The organism is Myxococcales bacterium, from assembly GCA_012513515.1.
In the GTDB taxonomy this organism is placed as follows: Bacteria; UBA10199; UBA10199; order 2-02-FULL-44-16; family JAAZCA01; genus JAAZCA01.
Window position 1 is genome coordinate 1 of record JAAZCA010000018.1, and the last position, 24842, is coordinate 24842.

The window sequence follows — 24842 nt, forward strand, 5'->3', positions numbered from 1 at the left end:
AAAAACAGAAGCTAGAAGCGAGAGGCTAGAAGCTAGAAAAATCTCGCCTGTAAAAATATTGCTTCTCACTTCTAGATTCTAGCTTCTTGATGTTTTGGTCTATGGTCAATCGTCCATGGTCGAAGTTGTTGTTGCAGCTAGCTTTTCAGAGGCTCCATAACTTACAATGACATGGAGAGCTTTTTACCCACCCACCCCTCGACTGATCCGCTTTTTTGCTTAAAAAACAAACCAATAACGAGGTGTCAAAATTTTGCTAGCATTCCAGAGGGGTTTTCTATATTTATCAATATGAGATTCCATTATGATTAAAAAATCCGCAAAAAAATCTGCTGAAAGCAGGGGTAAGAAGAGGGAGGATTCGAGGATCGCTGAGCTTCAGTCCCAGCTTTCGGAGCTGAAAAAGCTCGTATCCATTCTCGAACGCGGGAAGTACATGTGGGAGTCAACTTTCGATGCCATCTCCTCGCCGGTGCAAATCATATCCAAGGATTATGAGATACTGAGGGCCAATATATCCCTCGCAGAAATAGCCAAGTCTGATATCAGGAAGATAATAGGTAGAAAATGCTACGAAGTCTTCGCGGGCAGGGATGTTCCATGCACGGGCTGCCCGGTTCTCGTGAAGTCGAAAGGAAAAAAGCCCTCTGTTTCACTGCTGGCAAACAAGATATTCGGGAGGGAATTCGAGGTCAGCGCATATCGTTACACAGGGGATGACAAGGGTTCCATCATACTTCATTACAGGGATGTCTCTGAGGAGCGGCGCTTGCAGCGAGAGGTGATCCAGCAGGAGAAGATGGCCGCGATAGGGATGCTCGCAGGCGGCGTGGCGCATGAGATCAATAATCCGCTCGGAGGGATAATCGCCTTTGCGCAGCTTCTCAAACGCGATGCTGCTGAGTATCCCGTGATCAAGGACGACCTCGATGCGATAGAGGAAGCGGCGGGGCGCTGCAAAAAAATTGTCGCCGATCTTCTCGATTTTTCCAGGAGCTCAAGGGAGGGGGAACTCGCACCGACCGACCTGAACGTAATTCTAGAAAAAGTTTTTCCATTCATTCGCAGGGAGATGCAATCCTTAAATGTAGAGCTGATATTCGACGCTGCCGGCAGGCTCCCCAGGGTGATGGCTAGGGCGGACAGGCTCCAGCAGGTTTTTCTCAACCTCATGACCAACGCCTGCCACTCGATGAATAAGGGCGGGAAGCTCTTCGTTTCGACATCTTCTTCGGAGGGCGGAAAGAAGGTGGTCGTGAAGATCAGAGACACCGGACACGGAATATCTTCCGAGGTACGCGACCAGATTTTCAATCCTTTTTTTACGACTAAGGAGCCGGGAAAAGGAACGGGGCTTGGTCTTTCCATAAGCTACAGGATAGTTCGCGAGCACGGCGGCACTATAACATTCGAGGATGTGGAGGGCGGCGGCACGGAATTCGTTGTGCTTTTGCCAGCGTCCAAATGACGAGGGGGAAAAAGATGGCAAGGATTCTTATCGTTGATGATGAAGTCGCTATAAGAAAGGCCCTTGAAAGATTTTTGAAAGGGCTGAAATACGAAGTGGTGACGGCCAAGGACGGCGAAGAGGGGATGAAATATGCCGCCGATCAGAGTTTCGATCTCGCGCTCGTCGATCTCGTGATGCCCAAGATGGATGGGGTGGAGTTCATAAGGGAGATCAAGAAGGTACAGCCCGCCATAGTTCCGATAGTGCTTACAGGCTTCGGCACGATCACGTCCGCTGTCGAGGCTATGAAGGCCGGCGCGTATCATTACCTCACGAAGCCCTTCGAGCTCGATGATATAGCGTCGCTGATAGCCACGGCCCTGGAACACAGCCAACTCAAGGAAGAAAACAGAATCCTCAAAAAACAGCTTAGGGACAAATATCATTTCGAAAATATCGTGGGCAACAGCGATGAGATGGCATCGGTTTTCGACATGATCGAGAAGGTTTCGGAGAGCGATTCCAACGTACTGGTTACAGGTGAAAGCGGCACTGGCAAGGAGCTGGTGGCCAGAGCCATCCACTATAATAGCCCTAGGAAGGACAAGCCGCTGATAATAGTGAATTGCGGAGCCATTCCGGAGGAACTCTTGGAGAGCGAACTCTTCGGACACATAAGAGGCTCCTTCACCGGAGCGGTGGCTACCAGGATGGGAAAGTTCGACGCCGCAAATGGCGGCACGATATTTCTGGATGAAATAGGGGACATGACTCTGAAGCTGCAGGTGAAAATTCTCAGGGTCTTGCAGGAACAGCGCTTCGATCCGGTGGGATCGACACAGACTCATCAGGTCGATGTCCGTATTATCGCAGCGACGAACAAAGACCTTGAGAAGTCCGTGAAAGAGGGAAAGTTCAGGGAGGATTTATACTACAGGCTCAACGTGATCCCGATTCACGTGCCTCCGCTCCGCGAACGTAAGGAAGATATACCGCTGCTGGTTCAGCATTTCGTAAACAAGAGCTGCAGCCTGTCCGGAAAGTGCGTAAGCGAAATTTCTCCAGAGGCGATGGGAGCCCTGGTCGAATACGACTGGCCCGGCAACGTGCGTGAGCTTGAAAATGTCGTGGAGAGGCTTGCCATCGTGAAGTCTCACGGACGGATCGAGCTCTCCGACCTTTCGCATAAGATAGTCGGATACAGCCCGGAAAATCGCGCTGTGCGTAAAAGTGGCGATTCGGAGCATAAAAACGAGTTCGATATTCCGGATGCAGGGCTTTCATTCAAGGACGCTGTCGAACAGTTTGAATCAAAGCTGATCGTCGGGGCTCTGAAAAGAACGGGCGGCAACAAGAACAAGGCCGCCGCGTTGTTGAAACTCAACAGGACCACGCTGGTCGAGAAAATAAAGAAGAAGAAGCTTGAAGTTGAACTCTGACTTCCTCCTACGGAGAATTTGAAAGATGCCGATGCACAGGATGAATCTCCTGATAGTGGATGACGATGACGCAATCGTCAAAATATTCGAGCGCATCTCACGCGATCGCAACTGGAGCTATGCGGTGGCAAGGAGCGGCGAGGAGGCCCTGGAGCGTCTGAGCTCTGGAATTTTTGAAGCGGCGGTGGTCGATATAAAGCTTCCGGGTTTCACCGGGCTTCAGTTTCTCGACTACGTAAAATCCAATCATCTGGGAACTGAGATAGTCATCATGACCGGGGTCGGGTCTGAAGAGATAGCCGTACAGGCTATGAAGAAGGGGGCTTACGATTACTTTACCAAGCCCTTCGACGACATCAACAGGGTCGTCATAGTCCTCGAGAAGGCGATGGAACGTTTTTCTTTCGTGAATAAGATAAGGTCTCTCGAGAGGAGGGGTGCTGATTCACCGTACTTCGAGGAGATGGTGGGCAAAAGTCGGAGTATGCACGAGATATTCGACATAATTAACAGCATAGCCCCGAGCGATTCCGCCGTCTTGATACAGGGCGAGAGCGGAACAGGGAAGGAGCTTGTCGCGCACGCGATCCATCTTCGTTCCAAGCGCAAGGATATGCCCTTTGTGGTGATAAATTGCGCTGCCATTCCGGGGCATCTTCTTGAAAGCGAACTCTTTGGCCATATCAAGGGTTCATTCACCGGAGCGATAGCCGACAAACCGGGACTACTGAAGACCGCTGAGGGCGGAACTGTTTTTCTCGATGAAATAGGGGAGATGCCCCCGTTGCTGCAGGTGAAACTCCTGAGGTTTCTGCAGGAGGGGGAAATACGGCCGGTAGGTTCCAACGATGTCGAGTACGTCGATGTCAGGCTCATAGTAGCCACCAATAGGGATTTGGGAAGGGCCGTGCGCGAAGGGGGCTTCAGAGAGGATCTCTATTACAGAATCAATGTGATAGGAATACACATGCCGCCGCTTCGTGACAGGCGGGATGACATCCCTCTGCTCGCTTATCATTTTCTCGACAAGTATGCCAAGCGCATGAAAAAGACGGTCAAGAGGATCTCTATAGACGCGCTTCACGCTCTGCAGTCGTATTCCTGGGTGGGCAACGTAAGGGAGCTCGAAAACGTCATCGAACGCGCCGTCGTCCTCGCGACCGACGAATCTATAACTACCCAGGATCTTCCCCCTAAGATCCTCGGCGAGGCATTCTATGCGCAGAATGATTTCGGCACATCTTCGGACCTCTATCAGTTGGCTTACAAGGAGGCGAAGAACAAGGCCCTGGAATCCTTCAACAGGGGGTACATAGCCTCGGTGCTGAAGAGGGCCGGCGGCAATATATCCTTCGCTGCGGACAAGGCAAAGATGGACAGATCCAATTTCAAGAAGCTGATAAAAAAATATTCCATACTCGTGGAAGAGTACAAAGAAGAGTTTAACAAGGAATGATATCGGAGGGGTTCAAGATGGATAAGTGCAGGGTGATGGTCATTCACGATGAGAGAAAGCTCTCTCCGGCTATCGAAAAGCTCTTTCGTGACACAAATTGGCGGACCGTTATGATCCCCACGCGAAAGACGGATTGGCAGGGGCAGGTCGACAGCGTGGATTGCGCTGTAATAGTATTTGAAAATCCGGATTCAAGCGGCGCCGCCAAGCTGGTCAAGGGGATCGTCGAACTCAACGACAATCTTCCGGTGGTGGTCCTCACCCGTTCCAAATCTCCGGAGAGCGCGGTCGGAGCGATGAAGGCCGGGGCCTACGATTATCTCTTCTACCCGGGCGACGTGGACAAGCTGCAAAACGTCGTTCAAAACGCCGTGAGGATGTATGACCTGACCAAGAGGGTCTATTTTCTTGAGAGCCAGTTCGGTATTGCGACCGGGCTTGGCGATATCATCGGGCAGAGTCCGCAGATGCAGGAAATATTCGGAATGATACGTATGGTTGCTAAGAGCAACGCTACGGTTCTCGTTACCGGAGCCAGCGGCACTGGCAAAGAGCTTGTCGCTCAGGCGATCCACAGGATGAGCGACCGCGGCGGAAAAAAGTTTCTGGATATCAATTGCGGTGCGATCCCAAGAGAACTTCTGGAAAACGAGCTCTTCGGTCACGAAAAGGGGGCATATACAGGGGCCGATAGGAGGTATTTAGGCAGCTGCGAGAGAGCCAATGGCGGCACTCTATTTCTGGATGAAATATGCGAGATGGATCCCCTTCTGCAGGTCAAGTTGCTGAGATTTCTTCAGGAACGGAGTTTTTCTCGTATCGGGGGGAACGAACAGATCACAGTCGATGTTAGGATAATCGCGGCCACGAACAGGGATATGGCGGAAGAGGTGAGATCGGGAAGATTCCGCGAGGATCTCTTCTACCGGCTGAACGTGGTGCCTATCAACATTCCGCCGCTCCGGGAAAGGCCGGAGGATATACCGATTTTGGCGAAGCACTTTCTCGACAAATATTCATCCAAAAATGAAAAGATATTCGTCGATTTCGCCCCCGCCGCCCTCGATGCCCTTATGAATTACGATTGGCCGGGCAACGTCAGGGAGCTCGAAAATGTGATAGAGAGGGTGGTCGTTCTAAACAACGACAGCAGGGTCAAGCTGGCCCATCTTCCCAAACAGTTTCACAGGGAGGAGAGTAAACCACACATTTCCAACTACCCGGAACCTTCCATGGCCCCACTTGACGGGCAGAAAATTCTACCATTGGAGCAGGTGGAGAAGTATGCTATAGAGACCGCCCTCAGGAGATGCTTGGGGAATGTGAGCGAGGCCGCCCGCAAATTGAAAATAGGGCAGGCAACTCTTTACAGGAAAATAAAGCAATACGAGCTGAAATGATTTCATCACAGTCTGCAAATGGAGGTTGATAAGATGAATATCGAAGTGAAGCAAAACGGCATGGTTCAGGTTCTACAGTGCGGCGGAAGCCTCGACGCTGACTCGGTCGCCGGTTTTAAAAAGGTAGCCTACGACCTGGTCAAGGGGGGATCCAAACAGTTCGTCATAGACTGCAGTTCCCTCAATTTTATAGATTCGATGGGGCTTGGGGTTCTCATATCCCTTTTAAGGAGGGTGCGCCAACAGCAGGGCGATGTCAAAGTGGCCGGGCTTAATGAGGATGTTAAGACGATCTTCGAGATTACCAGGCTTCACAGGCTTTTCGACGTGTGCAGCGATTCCGACGCTGCTGTCCGCAAGTTCGACGAGATGAAATGAGGTTTGTTTCCAATGCCGTTTTCATGCGAGCTGACAATACCGAGCGAAACTTCGAAGCTTGCTCCTTTACGCGAATGGCTGGCTTCAGTCCAAGGTCTCGTAGGCGAAGAGCTCTTCCCAAAGAGAGCCCTCTTCCCTTGCACCATCGCTTTGGTGGAGGCGGTGGACAACGCCATCTTTCATGCGCATGATGAAAATGGCGAGAAGCCAATAAGCATATCCCTCCGTTTGAACGGGAAGGGAATAACGATGGATATCGGCGACTGCGGATGCGGGATGAAAAATGTGGCTGCCGATATTCCGGATGAGATGTCCGATCGTGGCAGAGGGCTCTTTCTGATGAACCGGCTTATGACCAGGGTCGAAAGTTTAGTTATCGACGGAAATCACAGGATAAGGATGGAATACGAGATATGAATGAACATTCCAGTACGACATCGCTTGAGGCGGTTCACTCGTTGAGTGTGGCTATAGCAACCGCGGCTGATGCGGGTAAGATCTACGACCTGATTCTCGATGTCGTCGTGAAAACCCTTGGGGTCGAGCGCGCTTCGATAATGAGATACGATTCCTCGATCGGCGCACTGCGCATAGTAGCTGCAAGAGGGATCTCACCTGAAATAGTGAAAAACGCATTGGTAAAAGTTGGCGAGGGGATTTCCGGTAAGGTCTTCGTCAGCAACGAGCCGCTTCTTATCAAGGAGATCAAAGCAGAGGAGGCTGGGCCGGGCAAAGGGCAGTACCGGACGAAATCTCTGATATCCGCTCCGGTCACGTGCTTTCCCATGAAGGTAGGCAAAGATGCCTTTGGAGTCATAAATGTCACGGATCGCAGCGACGGCAGCCCTTTCACGGAGTCGGATTTGAAACTCCTCACCACCCTGGCGAATCAGGCCGCGGCCTATCTTCATATAGAGCAGCTCATGGAGGAACGCCAGGCCAACGAACGCCTGAAGCAGCAACTCGAGATAGCGAGGCAGATACAGTATAGGCTCGTACCCGTCGATTCTCCCAAAATAGAAGGGCTCGATGTGGCGGGGCGGCTCATCACCGCCGAAAGAGTCGGGGGAGATTATTACGATTGCTTCACAAATGATCCTAAAAAACCGTCCTTCGTCATAGCAGATGTGTCGGGGCATTCGGTCGGCGCCGCTCTTATCATGGCGGCCTTCCGCTCGGCCATGAGGGCACAGCGCGATTGGGAATTCAACTCTTCCGAGTTGATGCAGAAGATCAACACGATACTTTTTGAGGATCTCTTTCAGGCAGAGCAATTCATTTCGGCCACCTATCTTCAGTACATCAAATCGCGTCAGTTGATAGAATATACAAGCGCCGGCCATCCTCCGCCGATAGTGTGGCGAAACGCCGACGCAGCTTTCGAAGAACATGGCACCGGCGATCCTCTTCTGGGGATAGAACCCAAGGCGGTCTTTCACCAGAGGCAGGTCGTAGTGTCGAAGGGCGATGTCATAGTTCTTTACACGGACGGAATAACGGAGGCCGTGGACAAAAATGGGGAGCGCTTTGGCCACGATCGTCTGAAGGAGTGTCTGCGCGATGCGGTGGTCGGAAGCGCTCAACAGATAGTCGATGTCCTTGTTGAAACGGTTCAGGCCTTCATAGATCCGCTTCCAGCGAGAGACGATATAACAGCGTTGGTGATCAAGGTTGGCTGAGCTCAAAGCGAATTCTGACAGGAGATTACGATGTCCTACGAGGAAGCCTGCGAATTTTTAGAACTCTTGAGGCCCAAGGGATTTCACATGGATTTGGGGCCCATCACGGAGGGGTGCTCTTCGATGGGACAGCCGCAAAGCGAATATCCTTCCGTCCATATAGGCGGTACGAACGGGAAGGGGTCGACAGCGGCGTTCATGACGGAAATCCTCATGAAGAGCGGATATCGCGTTGGACTCTACACCTCTCCGCATCTGGTTAATGTCAGGGAGCGCATTCAGGTAAATCGAAAAGAAATATCCGAAGATGATTTTTCGAATGTCATCGGCATGATCAGAAACTCGCTGATGGATGAGCGCTCGCTCAGTTTTTTTGAAATGCTGACGTTGGCCGCGTTCGTTCATTTCAGGGAGTCGAAGGTGGAGATCGCGGTATTCGAAACCGGGCTCGGCGGGCGTCTTGATGCCACCAATGTCATTATCCCCAAGGTGTCGATTATCACCCCCATATCATTCGATCATACCGAACACATCGGAAGGACTCTGTCGGAAATTGCGAGGGAGAAAGCCGGAATAATCAAACGCGGCGTCCCTACGGTCACGGCTTATCAGCCTGCGGAAGTTATGAACGTCATCAAAAATGCCTGCGATGATATCGGCTCGCCTCTCTGCACGGCTTCTCCAGATGATGTGAAAGGCGAGCTCGGGCTCAAGGGCGAACATCAGAGGCAAAACGCATCATGTGCGGTGCAGGCTGCGGATATACTTGTCGAATACGGTTTTCACATAGACAACGTCGAAAAAGCGCTGCTCGAGACATCCTGGCCGGGAAGGCTGGAGGTCGTCTCGCAGTCGCCGATGGTGATCCTCGATGGCGCCCACAACGTAGCTGGCGCGGAGTCCCTCGCATGTTTTGTCAGAAGCAGCGTTCCAAAAAAGAAGGCCGTACTCATGTTGGGCGTTCTTGGCGACAAGGACTTCTCCGGGTTGATCCGCCCGTTGGCACCGCTTTTCAGCAGGATCATCTGTGTTCGGGCCCCTTCGGAGAGGGCCGCGTCACCAAAGGATCTCGCTGCCGCTGCCAGATCTTCCGGGGCGGATATCTCCATAGAGGATGGTGTCGTCGATGCCCTGAAAAAGACGATGAAAAAACTCGGGAAGGATGAGACTCTCATCGTCTCCGGTTCCCTGACGGTCGTAGGGGAGGCCAAGGCCTTCTTTAACAGGATCTCCTGATGGCAAAAAAGAGATTATATCTCATCGACGGTTCCAACTACTTATTTCGCGCCTTCTATGCGATTCCCAGACTGACCAATTCCAAAGGTTTTCCGACGAACGCCCTCCACGGCTTTGCGAAGATGCTCCTCAAGCTTCAGAAGGAGGGCAAGCCGGAATACATGGCGGTTTGCTTCGATCGTCCGGAGCCAACCTTTCGGGACGGGATTTTTGAAAATTACAAGGCCAACAGACAGGCTCCGCCCGAGGATCTCGAAAAACAGTTTCCATATATGCGCCCGCTTGTCGAGGCACTTGGGCTTAAAGGGGTCGATCTCCCGGGGTACGAGGCCGATGATATCATCGGAACGCTGGCGAAAAAGTATGCCTCCGATGATACCGAGGTTGTAATAGTCTCCGGCGATAAGGATATGATGCAGCTGATAGGTCCAAATGTCATCATGTACGACGGCATGAAGGATAAATGGGTTGGCGACAAAGAGGTGATTGAAAAATTTGGCGTTGCTCCGGAAGGTGTGGTTGAAGTTCTCGGTCTGGCGGGGGACTCATCCGACAATGTTCCCGGGATATCCGGGGTTGGTCCGAAAACTGCTTCCAAACTGATACGGGAATACGGCAGCATAGAAAAGGTCATCAAGAATGCGGAAAGGATCGGTGGCAGCCTCGGCAAAAAACTTCTGGATGGTGCGGAGCTGGCCCGTATTTCATTGAGCCTAGTTAGGATAGCTACCGATGCCCCGCTCGATATACAACTCAAGGATCTCGTCCCTAAAAGGATGGGGGGGGAGCAAGCCGTCGCGTTTTTTAAAGAGTTAGAATTTTCAGGGCTTCTGACTGAACTCGGAGAAAATACATTTGAATCCACAATATCCTTCGAGAAATACTTCACAGTTACAGAAGAAAAAGCTTTGATAAAGCTATGTAACAGCTTAAAAAATAAAGAATATTTATCCATAGACCTCGAGACTACCTCCCTTGATCCGATCGACGCCAAGATCGTGGGGTTCTCCCTCTCCTGGGAGGCCGGTGAGGCTGCCTATCTTCCCATCGGACATCTTCCTTCAGCTCCTTCCAACCTCTGCGATCAAGGGCCTCTCTTTGAAATTTCGGACCCTCCGGCACAGCTGACCATCGAGGAGATAAAAAGGCATCTGGGGCCGCTTCTTGCCGAGCCTTCTCTCCCCCTGATCGGCCAGAATCTGAACTATGATCTTACCGTATTGAAGCAGCACGGTTTTCAATATGCCGGGGTGCACTTTGATACGATGATAGCCTCATATCTGATAGATCCCCTCGGGGAGCATGACCTGGATTCGCTTGCCGAAAAATATCTCGAGCACAGGATGATCCGATATGAGGATGTCGTAGGGAAGGGTAAATCTGAGATCTGCTTTTCAAGAGTTCCGATAGATTCGGCGCGCGACTATGCCTGCGAGGATGCCGATGTGGCTCTGCGCCTTTTTCACATATTCAGAAAAGAGATAAAGGAAAAATGCCGCGACCTCTTCAATAAGATAGAGATGCCGTTGATCGATCCCCTTGTGGACATGCAGATAGCGGGGGTGAAGGTGGATTCCGGAAAGCTTGCCCGGATAGGGGCCGATTTCGCGAATAAGCTGGGATCTCTGGAGAAGAAAATTTTTGAGCTTGCGGGCGAGGAGTTCAACGTCAATTCTACGAAGCAGCTTGGCGTCATACTGTTTGAAAAGCTCTCCCTCAAAGGGGGCAAAAAAACGAAAACCGGTTATTCCACGAGCCAGGAGATTCTGGAGGAGCTTTCATCGCAGCATGAACTTCCTGGCAAGGTTCTAGAATACAGGACTCTTTCGAAATTGAAATCCACCTACGTCGATGCGTTGCCCCAGCTCATATACAAGCGCAGCGGAAGGATTCACACCTCTTTCAATCAGGCCAGAACGGCGACAGGGAGGCTCTCTTCTTCGGATCCGAATCTTCAGAATATACCGGTGCGCGGGGAAGAGGGAAGGCGAATTCGCGAGGCTTTTGTAGCTGAAAAGGGTTTCAAACTCCTCTCGGCGGATTATTCCCAGATAGAGTTGCGCGTTTTGGCCCACATGTCCGGCGACGAAAACCTTCTGCAGGCCTTCGCGGAGGGGCTCGATGTACACGCCATAACGGCCTCCGGAATTTTTGGGGTGCGCGTGAGGGATGTCACAAGGGAGCAGCGCACGGTCGGCAAGACGGTCAACTTCGCTACGATATACGGTCAGGGGGCCTTCGGGCTTTCAAAACAGCTTGGGATTTCTGCGGGTGAGGCGGCGAGTTATATAGAAAATTATTTCAAGAAGTATCCTGCCGTAGCCAAATATCGCGAACTCGTTTTATACGAGGCGAAAAACAGGGGATACGTCGAGACCCTATTTGGAAGAAGGCGTCCGGTAGGGGAGCTTTCAAGCCAGAACAGGATGGCGGTGCAGATCGCCGAGCGTGTTGCCTTCAATACGGTTTTTCAGGGGACTGCCGCCGATATAATCAAGATAGCCATGATAGATATACATGCCGGGATAGGCGATATTTCCAAAGGGGCGAAGATGATAGTCCAGGTTCATGACGAACTCCTCTTTGAGGTCCCTGATGGAGATTGTGAGGTTTTGAAGAGCTTCGTAGTTTCGAAGATGGAGGGGGCGGCGCAACTCAAAGTTCCGCTTGTGGTCGATGTTGGAATAGCCGATAACTGGGCCGAAGCCCACTGATTAATCTGGGGAGGAAATATGTCTGAGAAAATTATGCTGCTTCCGGTGGATATGGCAAAAGAGTTCATGAACGACGTTCTTGTCGGCATGGGCGTTCCGAAGGAGGACGCGCTCATCTGTCGGGACGTCCTTATAGCTTCGGATCTCAAAGGGATCGATTCGCACGGCATCGGCAGGCTCAAGATGTATTATGACAGAATAAAACTCGGCGTGCAGAAACCCGTAACAGAGTTAGAGATCGTAAAAGATACCGAGACGACTGCCGTGGTCGACGGGCATCATGGCATGGGGCATGTTATCGGGTTCAGGTCAATGCGCATTGCGATCGATAAGGCGAAAAAATTCGGACTCGGCGCGGTGGCCGTTAGAAATTCCACGCACTACGGAATAGCCGGATACTATCCCGAAATGGCCGTGAAGGAAAATATGGCGGGATTCACATTCACCAATGCCAGACCATCCATCGCGCCTACATTTGGAGTGGAACCGCTGCTCGGCACGAATCCTCTTACCTTCGGAGCTCCCACTGATGAGCCTTTCCCGTTCGTGATCGACTGCGCCACATCGATAACTCAGCGTGGGAAGCTGGAGCTCTACGATCGTCAGGAGAAGGAGACCCCAGTCGGACTTGCGATCAACAACCTCGGGCAATCCCTTACCGATACGAAAAAGCTGCTCTCGGCGCTAACGAAGGGGGATGCCGCGCTTCTTCCGATAGGTGGAGAGAGCGAACTCTATGGCGGGCATAAGGGATATGGTTGGGCGGTGATGGTCGAGATTCTCTCTGCGGCGCTACAGGATGGTGCCTATTTGAAGGGGCTCCTCGGTGAAGATGAATCGGGCAAGCCTGCTCCGTACAGACTCGGCCACTTCTTTCTCGCTATAGATATCGAGCATTTCATCCCGATATCTATCTTCAAGAAGATCGCTGGAAATATCGTAAGGACTCTCAGGAATTCACAGAAGGTTCCAGGTGCCGGGAGGATCTACACCGCAGGGGAGAAGGAATACGAGTCGGAGCGGCTCAGGGGGAAAGAGGGAATCCCGATAAACAACAATTTGAGAAAAAATCTTATCACTATGCGCGACGAGCTGGGCCTGGCGAAGTATCAAACGAGCTTTTAGGAGGTGTGGCTACCCGCTGCATCCGGCGCTTATTATTTTGTCCGCCAGTTCCGCGAAGCCTTTTCCCGATTTCGATTTCGTTATGAACTTGGGCATCGATTTTATCCTGTTTGCAAAGTCCATCACGTTTGCAACTCCTACGCTCAGGTCGAAGAAATCGAACATCGGTTCGTCGTTGGGAGAGTCACCGCAGAAAGTGAATAGGCTGTTTTTCTTTTCGACATCTATCCCGAGTTCGTTTTTTGCGAATATCTTGGCTGTGGTGAGTTTATTGTAATCGCCGAACCATCCATTGATGTGGATCGAGCTGATCTTGGTCGTGGCTCCGTGCCGCTTGAATATTTCCTCGACCTTTTCGATATCGGCATCGGAGAGCCTGGGGACGTCCTCGCAGAAATCTATGGCGAGCTCAAATTCCCGATAATCCTGGTCGCTGGATATCCCCGCAGATGGGACCTCGGAGAGAACTTCAGCGCGTATCTTTTCCAAACCCTGCTTGAATTCCCCACGCCGGGATTTGTCCGCTGTGTAGTACTTCTGCATTCTGCCTTCCTTCATCATGAAGTAAAAGGCGCCGTTTTCACCGACTATAGCCTCGACGGGCCACATCCGAGCTATATGATCACACCATCCGGCGGGGCGCCCGGTTATGGGGACGATGACTTTTCCTGCCTCCTTCAGTTTCCACATCGCCGCGTAGGCCTCGGGTCTTATTTTACCCTCGCTGGAAAGGGTGTCATCTATGTCGAAAAAGATGACCCGTATATTCTCCGCCTGCAGTTCTGAAATATCTTTTGGCATAATTGAGTTTTCCTTTCAAAGACGGGCGATATCAATTAGATTGGCGCAAGTCAAACCGGGAAGTGAAGACGGAGGAGGCGCAATTATACCGAAGGGCCCCTGAAGAGATCATCTCTATATGCTTCGACATTACTATAGGAATCTCTGAAAAGCTAGCGGCAACAATAACTTCGACCATGGACAATTGACCATCGACCAAAACATCAAGAAGCTAGAATCTAGAAGTGAGAAGCAATATTTTTACAGGCGAGATTTTTCTAGCTTCTAGCCTCTCGCTTCTAGCTTCTGTTTTTCCCAGTCACGGTTGTTACGGGGATGACAATCGCATAGTTTTTAGAGGTGCCCTGAATTTGCTGATTTTTAAGAGGTTACTTATAGAAGGATGAGCTGCGAAAACAGTACACGTCAACCATTGATCTGAAATTGCATCAGCGTATCGCCTATTTGTATCTCATCCCCGTTGGAAAGGACGTGTTCACTGACGCGCTCTCCATTGACGAAGGTTCCGTTCGAACTGTTCAAATCCTCGACGACGAACTCGTTTCCGTGCTGCTGTATTTGGGCGTGCTGTCTGCTGCATTTTGAATCGCGCAGAGTCACGGTGTTTGATTCGGCGCGGCCGAAGGAGACAATACCCTTCAGGGGGTAGGCTGTCCCCGACATCTCCCCGCTGATTACAAGTATCCTCGGGTGTGGCGATCTTCCCCCGATGATCTCCTCGATGGGGGCTTTTATCGTGCTGCTCTCCTCTGTTTGATCCGGTTCTCTGGATTCGGGTTCCGAAGATTCGGCCGAGAAGTAGTCATCCTGCGGTTCCTCGGAAAGAAGCAGGTTGACTGCGTCGGTTTCGCGGTCGAGCTCGGTGGATGGACTCGTGGTGTCCGCTTCTCTTATCGCAGATATCATGGGGTCTTCCGAAAACTCGGAGATCTCCTCTTCGGGGTGGCTTTCCTCCTGCTTTACGAAGAGCCCATCGTCGTCCTCGAATATCGATTGATATCTGCTGATATTACTCTCCACTGCTGCGAGGACCGTCTCGAACTTACGAATCTTTTCCTGTTCTGCCTTGGAGGCTTCCCTAAATTCGTTCTCGGCGAATTCTCCCAGCGTGTTACGGAAATTGACCTCTTCGAGCTTATGCTTATGTTCGGCGAGTTGACCGTTGATTTTGGAGCGGGTGCTTTCGAGTATGCTGAGTTCTTTGTCGATCTCCTCTTTTTTTTCAAGGAGCGAGTCGGTGGAGCTGGCGAGCCTCTCTTCATAATCTTTTCTGACTCGCTCATAAACTTTTTCGGTTACCTGACCCTTGTGTTCCTCTATTCTTCTGAGGCGGTCTTTGATGACGCGCCATTCTTCCATAGCGTGCGTCGCCGCCTCGACCAGCGCGTGGTTGATTGGAAATTCAAGTTCTATAGGCTTCTCCGCCGTCATTTTGATCTCCTGTGCATTTTTGGGTTTCCGACAGCGGGCGATAATATGGAAGAGGGGGAGGACGGTCAATATTTCTTTTGCCGTCCGATGGCCAATTGAATCTTAAAATTTGCAAGCTCTCATCGCTGCGTAGTCCAGCCTCTTTCCGAATATCTGATCCTCGCTATTTCCAGCGCCCTTGACAGCTCCTCGGGGAGATAGTCTCCCCTGCGCCATTTTTTACCCTTTGTGAAGGCGTGAAAGAGGGCTTGTCCGAGCTCTCCTCTGCTTATGCGAGGATTTTGCTCTTTGACGGAGGAGACCCTTTTCATGACGCTTTTTACGAGTTTGTCGCGCATTTTTTCGTCGGGGACCCTCAGCAGTGAGAACATCTTCTCAACATCTACGCTGTAGAGAATCGTGCCGTGCTGCAGGAGGACGCCTTTCTTTCTGGTCTGCGCGCTGCCAGAGAGCTTCCGTTCGTTGATGACGACGTCGTTGATGGGGCTGAAGCGGGCAGCTATTCCAATGCTGGTAAGGGCCTCCACGATATGCCCACAGATGACTTCGTAGCTTGCAGCTATCTCGCTGGGGTAGATTTGTTCGGGTGCTATGAGGGAGTAGGTGATTTCGCCCTTCCTGTCGTGATAAACCGCTCCCCCTCCTGTAATCCTTCTGACGATCTCTGTTCCGGAGGAGCGGCATGCCTCTTCATTCACCTCATTTTCATACCCCTGAAAATAGCCTATGCTTACAGCGGAGGGGTTCCAGGAGTAGAATCGTATAGTCGGATCAGCCCCCAGGCGAACCCTCTCCATAATAGCCTCGTCCAGCGCCATATTCATGGCGGCGCAAAAATCTTTTTCAGGGATTATTCTCCACATGCCATACTCACTACGGTTACGATATCTTGAGTCGAGGCTCCGATGAGTTGTGATTCCGAAAGTTCAAGCGAGAGCGCCTCAACGCATGCTTTGGAATCCAGGGGTATGGGTCGTCCGGCGAAGAGTTTCTCAATTTTCGAAATATCTTCCTCCGGGTGCAGGAAGAAGTCGCCGGTTATCATGGCGTCCTTTATCTTTCCATCTTCTACGCAGACTTTCGCGCGCAGCATCTTTCCGCCATGGACCTTGTAAATCGTCTCAGCCATAAAACTCCTTATAGATCTGGCGACTTTATTGAAAGAAGTTGCTTTTTAGCAAGCTGAAAGAAGTTCTTTTCGTTGCATGTGCCGCCGAATTATCATATTTCTGAGGCCTGCCATTCAGGAATTTTGGGAGGAGGGATTATGGAAATAGCCAAATTCATAGATCACACGCTGCTAAAGCAGGAAGCCATCCCCGCCGATATAGAAAAACTGTGCAAGGAGGCGATCTCGAACAGATTTGCCGCTGTATGCGTCAATCCTGTCTATGTTCCGCTTGCGGCCAAGCTGCTGGGCGGGAGCGGGGTGGAGGTGGCTACGGTAGTGGGTTTCCCTCTCGGCGCTAACACTTCTCGCACTAAAGTCCAGGAGACCGAGGAAGCGCTTGTCAACGGTGCAACCGAGATCGACATGGTCATGGCCATAGGCCTCTATAAGGCCGGGAGCTTTGCGGAGGTGAGGAAGGATATAGAGATGGTGGTCCGGGCCGCTGCAGGCCGCACTGTGAAGGTCATCTTAGAGAGCTGTCTGCTTACCGAGAAGGAAATTGAGGATGCGAGCATCATCTCCGCCGACGCCGGAGCCGCCTACGTCAAGACTTCCACCGGCTTTTCAACCGGCGGAGCCACCGTCGAAGCGGTAGCCGCGATGAAGAGGGCGGTCGGCGATAGGTGTAAGATAAAGGCCAGCGGAGGAATCAGGACGCGCGATGTTGCTCTGCTTATGATAGATGCCGGCGCATCGAGGATAGGGACATCCTCGGGTGTGGCTATAGTGAATCCATAGCGCGTAGAAGCCATTTTCAAAACGGAGGGATTGTGCAGATAGAATCATTTTTTGACTGTGTTGAAGAGTCTGCCCGGTGGATACAGAAGAAGATATCAACTTCGCCGTCGGCTGCCGTCGTTCTCTCTGGAGGGCTCGAGAAATTTTTGAACTCCATGACGGATCAAACGGCGATACCCTATAAAGAGATTCCGAATTTTCCGACTCCCCGTGCTGAGGGGCATGCGGGGAGGCTGGTATTCGGTAAATTCCAAGGGAATCCAGTAGCCGTAATGCAGGGGCGTTTTCATTATTATGAGGGGCATCCTCCTCACGTCATAGTTTTTCCGTATTTCGTACTGGAGAAATTGGGAGTGCGATTTCTAATCACCACTAATGCGGTGGGGGGGATTCGTCGCGATCTGAAGCCCGGCGATATCATGGTTGTAAATGACCACATCAATTTTATGGGGATGAATCCTTTGATAGGGATAGCGACCCAGAGGAAGAGCGATCAGTTTACGGACATGACGCGCGCTTATGATCCTGAGTTGAGGGAGCTGGCTCATAAAGTCGCCAGCGAGATGAAGCTGGACCTGAAGGAAGGGGTTTATCTTGCGACATCGGGTCCCAACTATGAGACCAAGGCGGAGATCGGCGCATTTCGCCAGCTGGGGGCCGACGCGGTAGGGATGTCCACCGTTCCTTCGGTCATAGCTGCAAACTTTCTAAAGATGCGCGTGCTGACCCTGTCGTGCATAGCCAACCCCGCTGCTGACCTGCATCCTGGTGAGATGAATCACAAGGAAGTGCTCGCCGCCATGAACGAGCTCGCTCCGAAGGCGGTGGATTTGATTCGAGGAGTGCTCGGAGATATCTTCGAAAAAAATGTTTAGCCTTCCGCCGGCGTTACTGTGATCGAAGCTGTTCCTTCCACTTCCATGCTTCCAACCGGAGGATCTCCGATGGTCTCTTTGGGGATTACCAGCGGAGTCGTGGTTTCATCGTCGCTCAAATTTACAACTATGGATCGTATCGGAGGGCGGGCCTTTGAGAGCGCCTTTTCAAACCATCTTTCAGGCGGCCCCGAGGTTTCAAAGCGCGCCCCTGGGGCGTCGTGGAAGGTGCAGTTGGATTGCCAGTTTTCGCTTATTCCCTGCTTGAACTGAATTCTTATGTCCCCCTTTTCCTCGCTATCCTTGCGGAACGTGAGTTCAAATGGAACCTTCGGAATTGTTATGTTTAGGGCGCATTCGCCCGTGGGCCATTTTGCGAGATAGCCATCGACTTCAGCGTCTATATCCAGATCCCCCTTTATCACAGAGGTGCTGGCGTTGGCATTTCCGCTGAGCTCCCATCTGTAGCGTACCGTGAAGGAGTCCGGGGAGTTGTCGAAGACGTAATTCATGACCACCATTCCGGATATGCTCACCTTTCGCCTGTCATCTCCTTCACCGGCTGCACCGCCTTCAATGCGAGGAATCTCCTGGGGGAGTTCATCCTGATATTGCTCATCCTCATCCTGAAGCTCTTGGTCCGCGTCGCTGGGAAGGAGTTCCTTGTCTATCACCCCTTCAAGCATCGTGTCTGCATTCTGTGCGATTGCTGATGAGGCGCAGACCATGCAGAGGAGGGATGCGAACAGGATGTAGATGTATAGGATACGCTTACGCATGACGGGCGATTCTAAGTTAATTCACAAATTCCTCAAGATATTTCGATTTGAAACCCTCTGGATTTTTAAAACGGTGGTTGAAAAAGTACTTTCACACTGATTTGAGTTGCATATCCTCGAGCAGTTGGGATATATATCGGCTCCCTCTTTGATGGGCAAATAAGCTTTAAATATCAAGCAGTTGGAGCTATAAAGGCTTCGACGCGGAGGTCTTTCGATGATAGAACGTTATTCCAGGCCGCAAATGGCAAAAATCTGGAGTGATGAGAGCAGATTCAGGAAATGGCTCAAGATTGAAATAGCGGTCTGCGAAGCGTGGGGAGCACTTGGAAAGATACCTAAAGAATCTATTCAAACAATAAAGTCTAAAGCCTCGTATGATATATCAAAAATAGCCGAGATTGAGGAGGAGGTTAAACACGACGTAATAGCCTTCCTAACCTCGCTCGCAGACTCTGTGGGCCCTGACTCCAGATTCATCCACATGGGGATGACCTCCTCCGATCTGCTTGATACCTCCTTCGCGCTCCAGCTCAAAGAGGCCGGGGAGATCATAGTGAAGGATCTCGAAGCGCTGATTGAGCTTTTCAAAAAGCGTGCTTATGAATTCAAGGATACACCGATGATAGGGCGGTCGCACGGGATACACGCCGAGCCTACCTCATTCGGTTTGAAGCTGGCCCTTTGGTACGAGGAGTTCAAAAGACAGCTCGTCAGAATGAAGAGGGCGCTTGCCGATGTTTCAGTGGGGAAAATTTCTGGAGCCGTCGGAACTTTTGCGCACATCGATCCTGAAATTGAAGAAAAGGTGTGTGAATCGTTGGGCCTTTCCCCTGAACCGGTTTCCACTCAGGTGGTTCAAAGAGACAGGCATGCTCACTTTTTTTCGGTTCTTGCGGGAATAGCATCCTCGATCGAAAAGGTTGCGGTAGAGATACGTCACCTTCAGCGCAGTGAGCTCTTCGAGGCTGCCGAACCATTCGGCAGGGGGCAGAAGGGTTCCAGCGCGATGCCCCACAAGAGGAATCCCATACTCTGTGAAAACCTGACGGGGCTCGCTCGTATCGTCAGGTCGAATTCGATAGCGGCTTTGGAAAATGTTGCTCTCTGGCATGAGCGTGATATATCCCATTCCTCGGTTGAGAGGGTGATTGCGCCGGACTCTACAATCCTGACAGATTTCATGCTCGCGAGGCTTCACGGCGTTATAGAGGGGCTGGATGTATTTCCAGAAAGAATGTTGGCGAACCTCGAGAGCTCGCTCGGTCTTTATGCCTCCCAGGATGTGATGCTCAAGCTGATCGAGAAAGGAATGAGCAGGGAGGAAGCTTATAAGATAGTGCAGGGAGATGCGATGAAATCCTGGAATGACAGGAGGCCCTTCATCGATGTTCTGCTCGATGACGAAAAAGTCAGCGGACTCATAAAAAAGAAGGATCTCTCAGGGCTTTTCGATATTGGAAATCACCTGAAGCATGTCGATTTTATATTCAACAGGGTTTTTGGAAAATAAACCGCACGCCCGCGATTCAGCCGGCTGCATGGAAGGAGATTTACGATGCTAGCGAAGGTTTACGTCACGCTTAAAAAGGGAGTTCATGATCCTCAGGGCGAGGCCGTTCACAGGACGCTCGAGTCTATGGGATATAAGGGGGTCAGCGGAGTGAGGATAGGCAAGTATATAGAGGTGAAACTGGCCAATTCGCAGAGGGAAGAGGCAGAGGCTAAACTTGCGGAGATGTGCGAGAAGCTCTTGGCCAATACTGTGATAGAGAGCTACCGAATAGAGATTGTCGAGTGAAACAGGAGAGGAGCTGATTGTGAATTTTGGTATAATTGTTTTTCCAGGAAGCAACTGCGACGACGACTGCTATCACGTGATCAAACATCTGCTCGGTCATGACGCAAAGTTCGTGTGGCACAAGGAGACTGATCTAAGCGGCTATGACTGCATAATCCTTCCAGGCGGCTTTTCTTACGGCGACTATTTGAGGTCGGGAGCGATGGCGGCATGTTCTCCTGTTATGAACAGCATCAGGGAGTTTGCCGACAAGGGCGGCCTTGTGATGGGGATATGCAACGGCTTTCAAGTACTTCAGGAAGCTTCTCTGTTGCCCGGCGCCCTGATGAGGAATGCCTCGCTTAAGTTCGTATGCAAAGAGATCCACGTGAGGGTGGAAAGAAACGATCTGCCATTTACGAATTCCTGTGCGATAGGAGATGTTCTTAAAATTCCGATTGCCCACATGGACGGCAATTTTACGGCGGACAAAAAACTTATGCAGCGCCTGGAGGATAAGGGGCAAATTCTTTTCAGGTATTGCTCTCCAGATGGAAAGGTCGGGGGCGATGCGAACCCAAACGGATCCGAAGGGTCGGTGGCCGGGGTGATAAATGAAAAGGGCAACGTCTGTGGCCTCATGCCGCATCCGGAACGTTGCAGCGAATCGATCCTTGGCAATTCCGATGGCATTAAACTTTTCAAATCGATGCTGGCTGCGCTCGAGAGAGGGGGCGCGAGATGAAAAATGAACCGATAATTACACCTGAAGTCGTAGCTGAACACGGTCTGAAGCCGGACGAATACAAGCGAGTCCAGGAAGTTCTGGGGCGCGATCCAAATTACACCGAGCTGGGAATATTTTCGGTGATGTGGTCGGAGCATTGCTCCTATAAGAGCTCTAAAGTTTATCTGAAAACCCTTCCGACTGAGGGGCCTCAGGTTTTGCAGGGGCCGGGAGAAAACGCCGGAGTGGTTGACATAGGCGATGGCCAGGCAGCCTGCTTCAAGATGGAAAGCCACAATCATCCTTCGTTCATAGAGCCTTACCAGGGTGCTGCCACTGGCGTCGGTGGAATTCTTCGAGATATCTTCACGATGGGAGCCAGGCCGATAGCCAACATGAACAGCTTGCGCTTTGGGAAGGCATCCCATCCCAGGACACCGTACCTGGTGAGGGGGGTCGTGGCGGGGATCGGCGGTTATGGAAATACAATGGGAATCCCAACGGTCGGCGGTGAGGTTGCCTTTGACGAATGCTACGACGGGAATATTCTGGTGAACGCATTTACACTGGGCATCATGGATTCGGAGAAAATTTTTCTGGGCAAGGCCAGCGGTGTGGGCAATCCCGTGATCTACGTCGGTTCCAAGACCGGAAGGGATGGCATCCACGGCGCGACGATGGCGTCCGATGTATTTGGCGAAGGGCAGGAAGAGCGTCGTCCCACAGTTCAGGTAGGTGACCCATTCACCGAAAAACTCCTCCTCGAGGCATGTCTCGAGCTGATGAAAACAGACGCGATAGTTGGAATTCAGGATATGGGCGCAGCGGGGCTCACCTGTTCTTCCTTTGAGATGGCCGACAGGGCTGGCTCCGGTATGGATCTTGATCTCGACCGGGTCCCACAGCGCGAGGAAGGGATGAGCGCATACGAGCTCATGCTTTCGGAGTCGCAGGAAAGGATGCTGATAGTTGCAAAACAGGGGCGCGAGTCGGATGTCCGCGAGATATTTGAGAAGTGGGGGCTCGATGTCGCAGTGATCGGAAAAGTTACCGACAGCGGTCATGTTCGCATACATCATGGCGGAAAAATAGTAGCTGAAATCCCGGTGGCCCCGATAGTTCATCAGGCTCCTCTCTATGAGCGGCCGGTGCAGGAGCCCCCCTGGCAAAAAGAGGTCCAAAAGCTGGATCCTGCCTCTGTGCCAGTTCCTTCTGACATGAACGAAGTTCTCGCCAAGTTGATTGCTTCACCGAATCTCTGCTGCAGGAAATGGGTTTGGGAACAGTACGATCATATGGTGAGGACGAACTCGGTGGTTATCCCTGGTTCGGATGCGGCGGTAGTTAGGATAAAAGGAACGAAAAAGGCCATCGCCATTTCAACCGATTGCAACAGCAGGTATTGTTATCTTGATCCCTATATGGGGACGGTTCTAGCGGTGGCCGAATCAGCAAGAAATCTTTCCTGTGCCGGAGCTGTTCCTCTGGCCATTACAAACTGCCTCAACTTCGGCAATCCTGAAAATCCCCACATCATGTGGCAGTTCAGGCAGGCGATCGCCGGGCTTACCGATGCCTGCAAGCAGTTCGGCACTCCGATAACCGGAGGCAACGTGAGCTTCTACAACGAGACGAAGGAACAGGCAATCTATCCGACTCCAACCATAGGGATGGTGGGGCTTATAGACGACGTCGATCGTCACTGTACGCAGTGGTGGAAAGACGATGGCGATATCATAATCCTGCTAGGCAGAAACACCGACGACCTCGGAGGAAGCGAATACCTGAAGGCCATCCACGATCGAGTCGCTGGTAGGACTCCGCTCCTGGATTTCGACAAGGAGAAGGCTGTCCAAAATGCCTGCAGAACCGGGATACGCAGGGGGCTCGTAAAATCGGCCCACGATATTTCGGAGGGCGGTCTGGCGGTGGCTCTGGCGGAATCTTCGATCAGCAGGCCCGATGGGATGATAGGCGCAAAGGTGCAAATAGAGGGAGATATGCGCATCGATGCGCTTCTCTTCGGAGAGGCGGCGTCGCGCATCGTACTTTCAGTCGATCCATCAAATGCCGACCAGGTTATATCCATCGCTAGGGAACTTGGTGCCGCAGCGGTGAAAATCGGAGTGGTGGGTGGAGCCAAACTGGAGATCAACGATTGCATATCATCCGATCTCGGCAGCCTCTATCAGGCTTGGTGTGCGACGATTCCGGCGATAGTCGGGGAAAAGATTTGAATCGATGTGCGGCATAGTCGGTATTCATAATCATGCTGAGGCGGCGAACCTGGCCTATCTGGGGCTTTATGCCTTGCAGCATCGCGGTCAGGAGAGCGCAGGGATCGTGACCTCGGATGGAAACCGCTTTTACCAGCATCGCGAGATGGGGCTGGTGGCGGATATATTCGACCAAAAGAACCTTAAAAAACTCATCGGCAAAAATGCTATCGGCCATGTCAGGTATTCTACCTCGGGCCCTTCTTCTATTGAGAACGCTCAGCCTTTCATAATAAAGAGCCGTGGCGAGAGTATGGCCATCGCCCACAACGGAAATCTCACCAACGCGCTTTGCGAGCGATCGCGCCTTGAGGAAGAGGGAGCGATATTCCAATCGAGCATGGACAGCGAAGTTATCATGCACCTGATCGCCAGAGAGCGGGGCGGCTCCGTAGTTGAAAGGATCGCGAGAGCTCTTGCAAAGGTAGAAGGGGCGTACTCGCTGGTATTTCTGCTCAACGGAATGATGATAGCTGCGAGGGATCCGAAGGGTTTTCGGCCACTCTCGATCGGCAGGTTCGACGATGCCTATGTGGTCGTCTCCGAGAGCTGTGCGCTTGACTTAATAAACGCATCGTTCATTCGTCCGGTGGAACCTGGCGAAATCGTAGTTTTCAAGAACGGTGAGATGCAGAGCTTTCGGGTCCCTGCCAGCGACGGGGGCAAGTGCGCTCAGTGCATATTCGAGTATATATACTTTGCGCGGCCCGACAGCCATGTCTTCTACAGGGATGTCTATCCGATCAGGGTCGGATTCGGGAAAATGCTTGCAAAAGAACACAGGGTCGATGCGGATGTCGTGATACCAATTCCCGATTCCGGAGTCCCGGCAGCGATAGGATATTCGCACGAGTCGGGCATCCCATTCGAAATGGGTTTGATCAGAAATCACTACGTCGGCAGAACGTTCATCGAACCCAAAAGCGAGATCCGGCATTTTGGCGTCAAGATCAAGCTCAACACTGTGCGCGAAGTTTTGGAAGGGAAGCGGGTTGTCGTGGTCGATGATTCCATCGTGCGCGGCACAACGTGCATGAAGATAGTGCGCATGCTCAGAAAAGCCGGGGCTAAAGAAGTTCATATGCGGATTTCCAGTCCTCCCACTTCGTGGCCGTGTTTTTATGGAATAGATACGCCCACGCGCGACGAGCTGATTTCGTCCAAGAAATCCATTGAAGAGATCCGTGAGTTCATCGGCGCTGATACTCTGGGATATCTTTCTCAGGAGGGTTTATACTGGTTTCAAAAAAAGGAAGATCGTGAATGGTTCTGCGATGCATGTTTTACCGGCGATTATCCGGTGAATCTGGCAGACAATCCTCATGTGATGGAAGAGGCACAAAAATTCCGTAAAAAACCCCGCGGTAGCTGACGATGTTTTTGAGTT

Annotated in this window: 22 protein-coding genes; 17 read left to right on the top strand and 5 right to left on the bottom strand. The window is 51.6% G+C overall.

Annotated features, from left to right (window positions below; translation table 11 throughout):
- Window positions 1-304: 304 nt before the first annotated feature.
- The 10 genes from GX659_03620 to GX659_03665 are packed head-to-tail and all read left to right on the top strand — an operon-like array spanning window position 305 to window position 12877.
- Window positions 305-1468, top strand: a complete 1164-nt coding sequence (locus GX659_03620; protein NLD27877.1) for a hybrid sensor histidine kinase/response regulator — start codon at window positions 305-307, stop codon at window positions 1466-1468.
- On the top strand, window positions 1465-2889 hold the full coding sequence (locus GX659_03625) for a sigma-54-dependent Fis family transcriptional regulator (GenBank protein NLD27878.1): 1425 nt from the start codon (window positions 1465-1467) through the stop codon (window positions 2887-2889). Before GX659_03620 ends, GX659_03625 begins: the two co-directional genes overlap by 4 nt.
- A gap of 25 nt (window positions 2890-2914) precedes the next feature.
- A complete protein-coding gene (locus GX659_03630; GenBank protein ID NLD27879.1) occupies window positions 2915-4345 on the top strand; it encodes a sigma-54-dependent Fis family transcriptional regulator in 1431 nt (476 codons plus the stop codon).
- Window positions 4346-4362: 17 nt separating this feature from the next.
- Complete coding sequence (locus tag GX659_03635) at window positions 4363-5745, top strand: sigma-54-dependent Fis family transcriptional regulator (GenBank protein NLD27880.1); 1383 nt, start codon at window positions 4363-4365, stop codon at window positions 5743-5745.
- 33 nt (window positions 5746-5778) lie between these two features.
- Window positions 5779-6123, top strand: coding sequence for an STAS domain-containing protein (locus GX659_03640; GenBank protein ID NLD27881.1), 345 nt, complete (start codon window positions 5779-5781; stop codon window positions 6121-6123).
- A gap of 12 nt (window positions 6124-6135) precedes the next feature.
- Complete coding sequence (locus GX659_03645; GenBank protein ID NLD27882.1) at window positions 6136-6540, top strand: ATP-binding protein; 405 nt, start codon at window positions 6136-6138, stop codon at window positions 6538-6540.
- Window positions 6537-7802 carry a SpoIIE family protein phosphatase gene (locus tag GX659_03650; protein ID NLD27883.1) on the top strand — a complete coding sequence of 422 codons (1266 nt, stop codon included), beginning with the start codon at window positions 6537-6539 and terminating at the stop codon, window positions 7800-7802. Before GX659_03645 ends, GX659_03650 begins: the two co-directional genes overlap by 4 nt.
- Window positions 7803-7832: 30 nt before the next feature.
- Complete coding sequence (locus GX659_03655) at window positions 7833-9038, top strand: bifunctional folylpolyglutamate synthase/dihydrofolate synthase (GenBank protein NLD27884.1); 1206 nt, start codon at window positions 7833-7835, stop codon at window positions 9036-9038.
- Window positions 9038-11752, top strand: coding sequence for a DNA polymerase I (polA, locus tag GX659_03660; protein NLD27885.1), 2715 nt, complete (start codon window positions 9038-9040; stop codon window positions 11750-11752). The genes GX659_03655 and polA overlap by 1 nt, the downstream gene beginning before the upstream one ends.
- Window positions 11753-11770: 18 nt before the next feature.
- Window positions 11771-12877 carry an Ldh family oxidoreductase gene (locus GX659_03665; protein NLD27886.1) on the top strand — a complete coding sequence of 369 codons (1107 nt, stop codon included), beginning with the start codon at window positions 11771-11773 and terminating at the stop codon, window positions 12875-12877.
- A 9-nt stretch (window positions 12878-12886) separates the two neighbouring features.
- On the opposite strand, the gene GX659_03670 is transcribed toward GX659_03665, so the two are convergent.
- From GX659_03670 to GX659_03685, 4 genes are all read right to left on the bottom strand, one after another.
- Window positions 12887-13678 carry an HAD-IIB family hydrolase gene (locus GX659_03670; GenBank protein NLD27887.1) on the bottom strand — a complete coding sequence of 264 codons (792 nt, stop codon included), beginning with the start codon at window positions 13676-13678 and terminating at the stop codon, window positions 12887-12889.
- Window positions 13679-14083: 405 nt separating this feature from the next.
- Window positions 14084-15109, bottom strand: coding sequence for an FHA domain-containing protein (locus GX659_03675; protein ID NLD27888.1), 1026 nt, complete (start codon window positions 15107-15109; stop codon window positions 14084-14086).
- Between the two features lie 119 nt (window positions 15110-15228).
- On the bottom strand, window positions 15229-15972 hold the full coding sequence (locus GX659_03680) for a lipoate--protein ligase family protein (protein NLD27889.1): 744 nt from the start codon (window positions 15970-15972) through the stop codon (window positions 15229-15231).
- The gene (locus GX659_03685) at window positions 15960-16238 is read right to left on the bottom strand and encodes a hypothetical protein (protein NLD27890.1); all 279 of its coding nucleotides are present in this window, start codon (window positions 16236-16238) and stop codon (window positions 15960-15962) included. The genes GX659_03680 and GX659_03685 overlap by 13 nt, the downstream gene beginning before the upstream one ends.
- 138 nt (window positions 16239-16376) lie before the next feature.
- On the opposite strand from GX659_03685, the gene deoC reads away from it, so the two are divergent.
- Together deoC and GX659_03695 are read left to right on the top strand one after the other, a co-directional pair.
- Window positions 16377-17018, top strand: coding sequence for a deoxyribose-phosphate aldolase (deoC, locus tag GX659_03690; protein ID NLD27891.1), 642 nt, complete (start codon window positions 16377-16379; stop codon window positions 17016-17018).
- A gap of 32 nt (window positions 17019-17050) precedes the next feature.
- A complete protein-coding gene (locus GX659_03695; protein ID NLD27892.1) occupies window positions 17051-17893 on the top strand; it encodes a purine-nucleoside phosphorylase in 843 nt (280 codons plus the stop codon).
- Here GX659_03695 and GX659_03700 read toward each other — a convergent pair.
- Window positions 17890-18672, bottom strand: a complete 783-nt coding sequence (locus GX659_03700; GenBank protein NLD27893.1) for a hypothetical protein — start codon at window positions 18670-18672, stop codon at window positions 17890-17892. The two genes, GX659_03695 and GX659_03700, sit on opposite strands and share 4 nt — an antisense overlap.
- 217 nt (window positions 18673-18889) lie before the next feature.
- Here GX659_03700 and GX659_03705 point away from each other — a divergent pair, with 217 nt between their 5' ends.
- From GX659_03705 to GX659_03725, 5 genes are read left to right on the top strand one after another with little or no spacing between them, the layout of a single operon-like run.
- Window positions 18890-20185, top strand: coding sequence for an adenylosuccinate lyase (locus GX659_03705; GenBank protein NLD27894.1), 1296 nt, complete (start codon window positions 18890-18892; stop codon window positions 20183-20185).
- Window positions 20186-20230: 45 nt separating this feature from the next.
- The gene (gene purS / locus GX659_03710; protein ID NLD27895.1) at window positions 20231-20473 is read left to right on the top strand and encodes a phosphoribosylformylglycinamidine synthase subunit PurS; all 243 of its coding nucleotides are present in this window, start codon (window positions 20231-20233) and stop codon (window positions 20471-20473) included.
- Between the two features lie 19 nt (window positions 20474-20492).
- Window positions 20493-21197: a phosphoribosylformylglycinamidine synthase subunit PurQ gene (gene purQ, locus GX659_03715; GenBank protein ID NLD27896.1), complete on the top strand. Its 705-nt coding sequence runs from the start codon at window positions 20493-20495 to the stop codon at window positions 21195-21197.
- On the top strand, window positions 21194-23416 hold the full coding sequence (gene purL / locus GX659_03720) for a phosphoribosylformylglycinamidine synthase subunit PurL (GenBank protein ID NLD27897.1): 2223 nt from the start codon (window positions 21194-21196) through the stop codon (window positions 23414-23416). Before purQ ends, purL begins: the two co-directional genes overlap by 4 nt.
- A 4-nt stretch (window positions 23417-23420) precedes the next feature.
- Window positions 23421-24827: an amidophosphoribosyltransferase gene (locus tag GX659_03725; protein NLD27898.1), complete on the top strand. Its 1407-nt coding sequence runs from the start codon at window positions 23421-23423 to the stop codon at window positions 24825-24827.
- Window positions 24828-24842 lie beyond the last annotated feature (15 nt).

Bases quoted from the DNA above. Each gene is read 5' to 3' on its own strand.
- GX659_03620 (NLD27877.1), top strand. From the start codon at position 305: ATGATTAAAAAATCCGCAAAAAAATCTGCTGAAAGCAGGGGTAAGAAG.
- GX659_03625 (NLD27878.1), top strand. From the start codon at position 1,465: ATGACGAGGGGGAAAAAGATGGCAAGGATTCTTATCGTTGATGATGAA.
- GX659_03630 (NLD27879.1), top strand. From the start codon at position 2,915: ATGCCGATGCACAGGATGAATCTCCTGATAGTGGATGACGATGACGCA.
- GX659_03635 (NLD27880.1), top strand. From the start codon at position 4,363: ATGGATAAGTGCAGGGTGATGGTCATTCACGATGAGAGAAAGCTCTCT.
- GX659_03640 (NLD27881.1), top strand. From the start codon at position 5,779: ATGAATATCGAAGTGAAGCAAAACGGCATGGTTCAGGTTCTACAGTGC.
- GX659_03645 (NLD27882.1), top strand. From the start codon at position 6,136: ATGCCGTTTTCATGCGAGCTGACAATACCGAGCGAAACTTCGAAGCTT.
- GX659_03650 (NLD27883.1), top strand. From the start codon at position 6,537: ATGAATGAACATTCCAGTACGACATCGCTTGAGGCGGTTCACTCGTTG.
- GX659_03655 (NLD27884.1), top strand. From the start codon at position 7,833: ATGTCCTACGAGGAAGCCTGCGAATTTTTAGAACTCTTGAGGCCCAAG.
- polA (NLD27885.1), top strand. From the start codon at position 9,038: ATGGCAAAAAAGAGATTATATCTCATCGACGGTTCCAACTACTTATTT.
- GX659_03665 (NLD27886.1), top strand. From the start codon at position 11,771: ATGTCTGAGAAAATTATGCTGCTTCCGGTGGATATGGCAAAAGAGTTC.
- GX659_03670 (NLD27887.1), bottom strand. From the start codon at position 13,678: ATGCCAAAAGATATTTCAGAACTGCAGGCGGAGAATATACGGGTCATC.
- GX659_03675 (NLD27888.1), bottom strand. From the start codon at position 15,109: ATGACGGCGGAGAAGCCTATAGAACTTGAATTTCCAATCAACCACGCG.
- GX659_03680 (NLD27889.1), bottom strand. From the start codon at position 15,972: ATGTGGAGAATAATCCCTGAAAAAGATTTTTGCGCCGCCATGAATATG.
- GX659_03685 (NLD27890.1), bottom strand. From the start codon at position 16,238: ATGGCTGAGACGATTTACAAGGTCCATGGCGGAAAGATGCTGCGCGCG.
- deoC (NLD27891.1), top strand. From the start codon at position 16,377: ATGGAAATAGCCAAATTCATAGATCACACGCTGCTAAAGCAGGAAGCC.
- GX659_03700 (NLD27893.1), bottom strand. From the start codon at position 18,672: ATGCGTAAGCGTATCCTATACATCTACATCCTGTTCGCATCCCTCCTC.
- GX659_03705 (NLD27894.1), top strand. From the start codon at position 18,890: ATGATAGAACGTTATTCCAGGCCGCAAATGGCAAAAATCTGGAGTGAT.
- purS (NLD27895.1), top strand. From the start codon at position 20,231: ATGCTAGCGAAGGTTTACGTCACGCTTAAAAAGGGAGTTCATGATCCT.
- purL (NLD27897.1), top strand. From the start codon at position 21,194: ATGAAAAATGAACCGATAATTACACCTGAAGTCGTAGCTGAACACGGT.
- GX659_03725 (NLD27898.1), top strand. From the start codon at position 23,421: ATGTGCGGCATAGTCGGTATTCATAATCATGCTGAGGCGGCGAACCTG.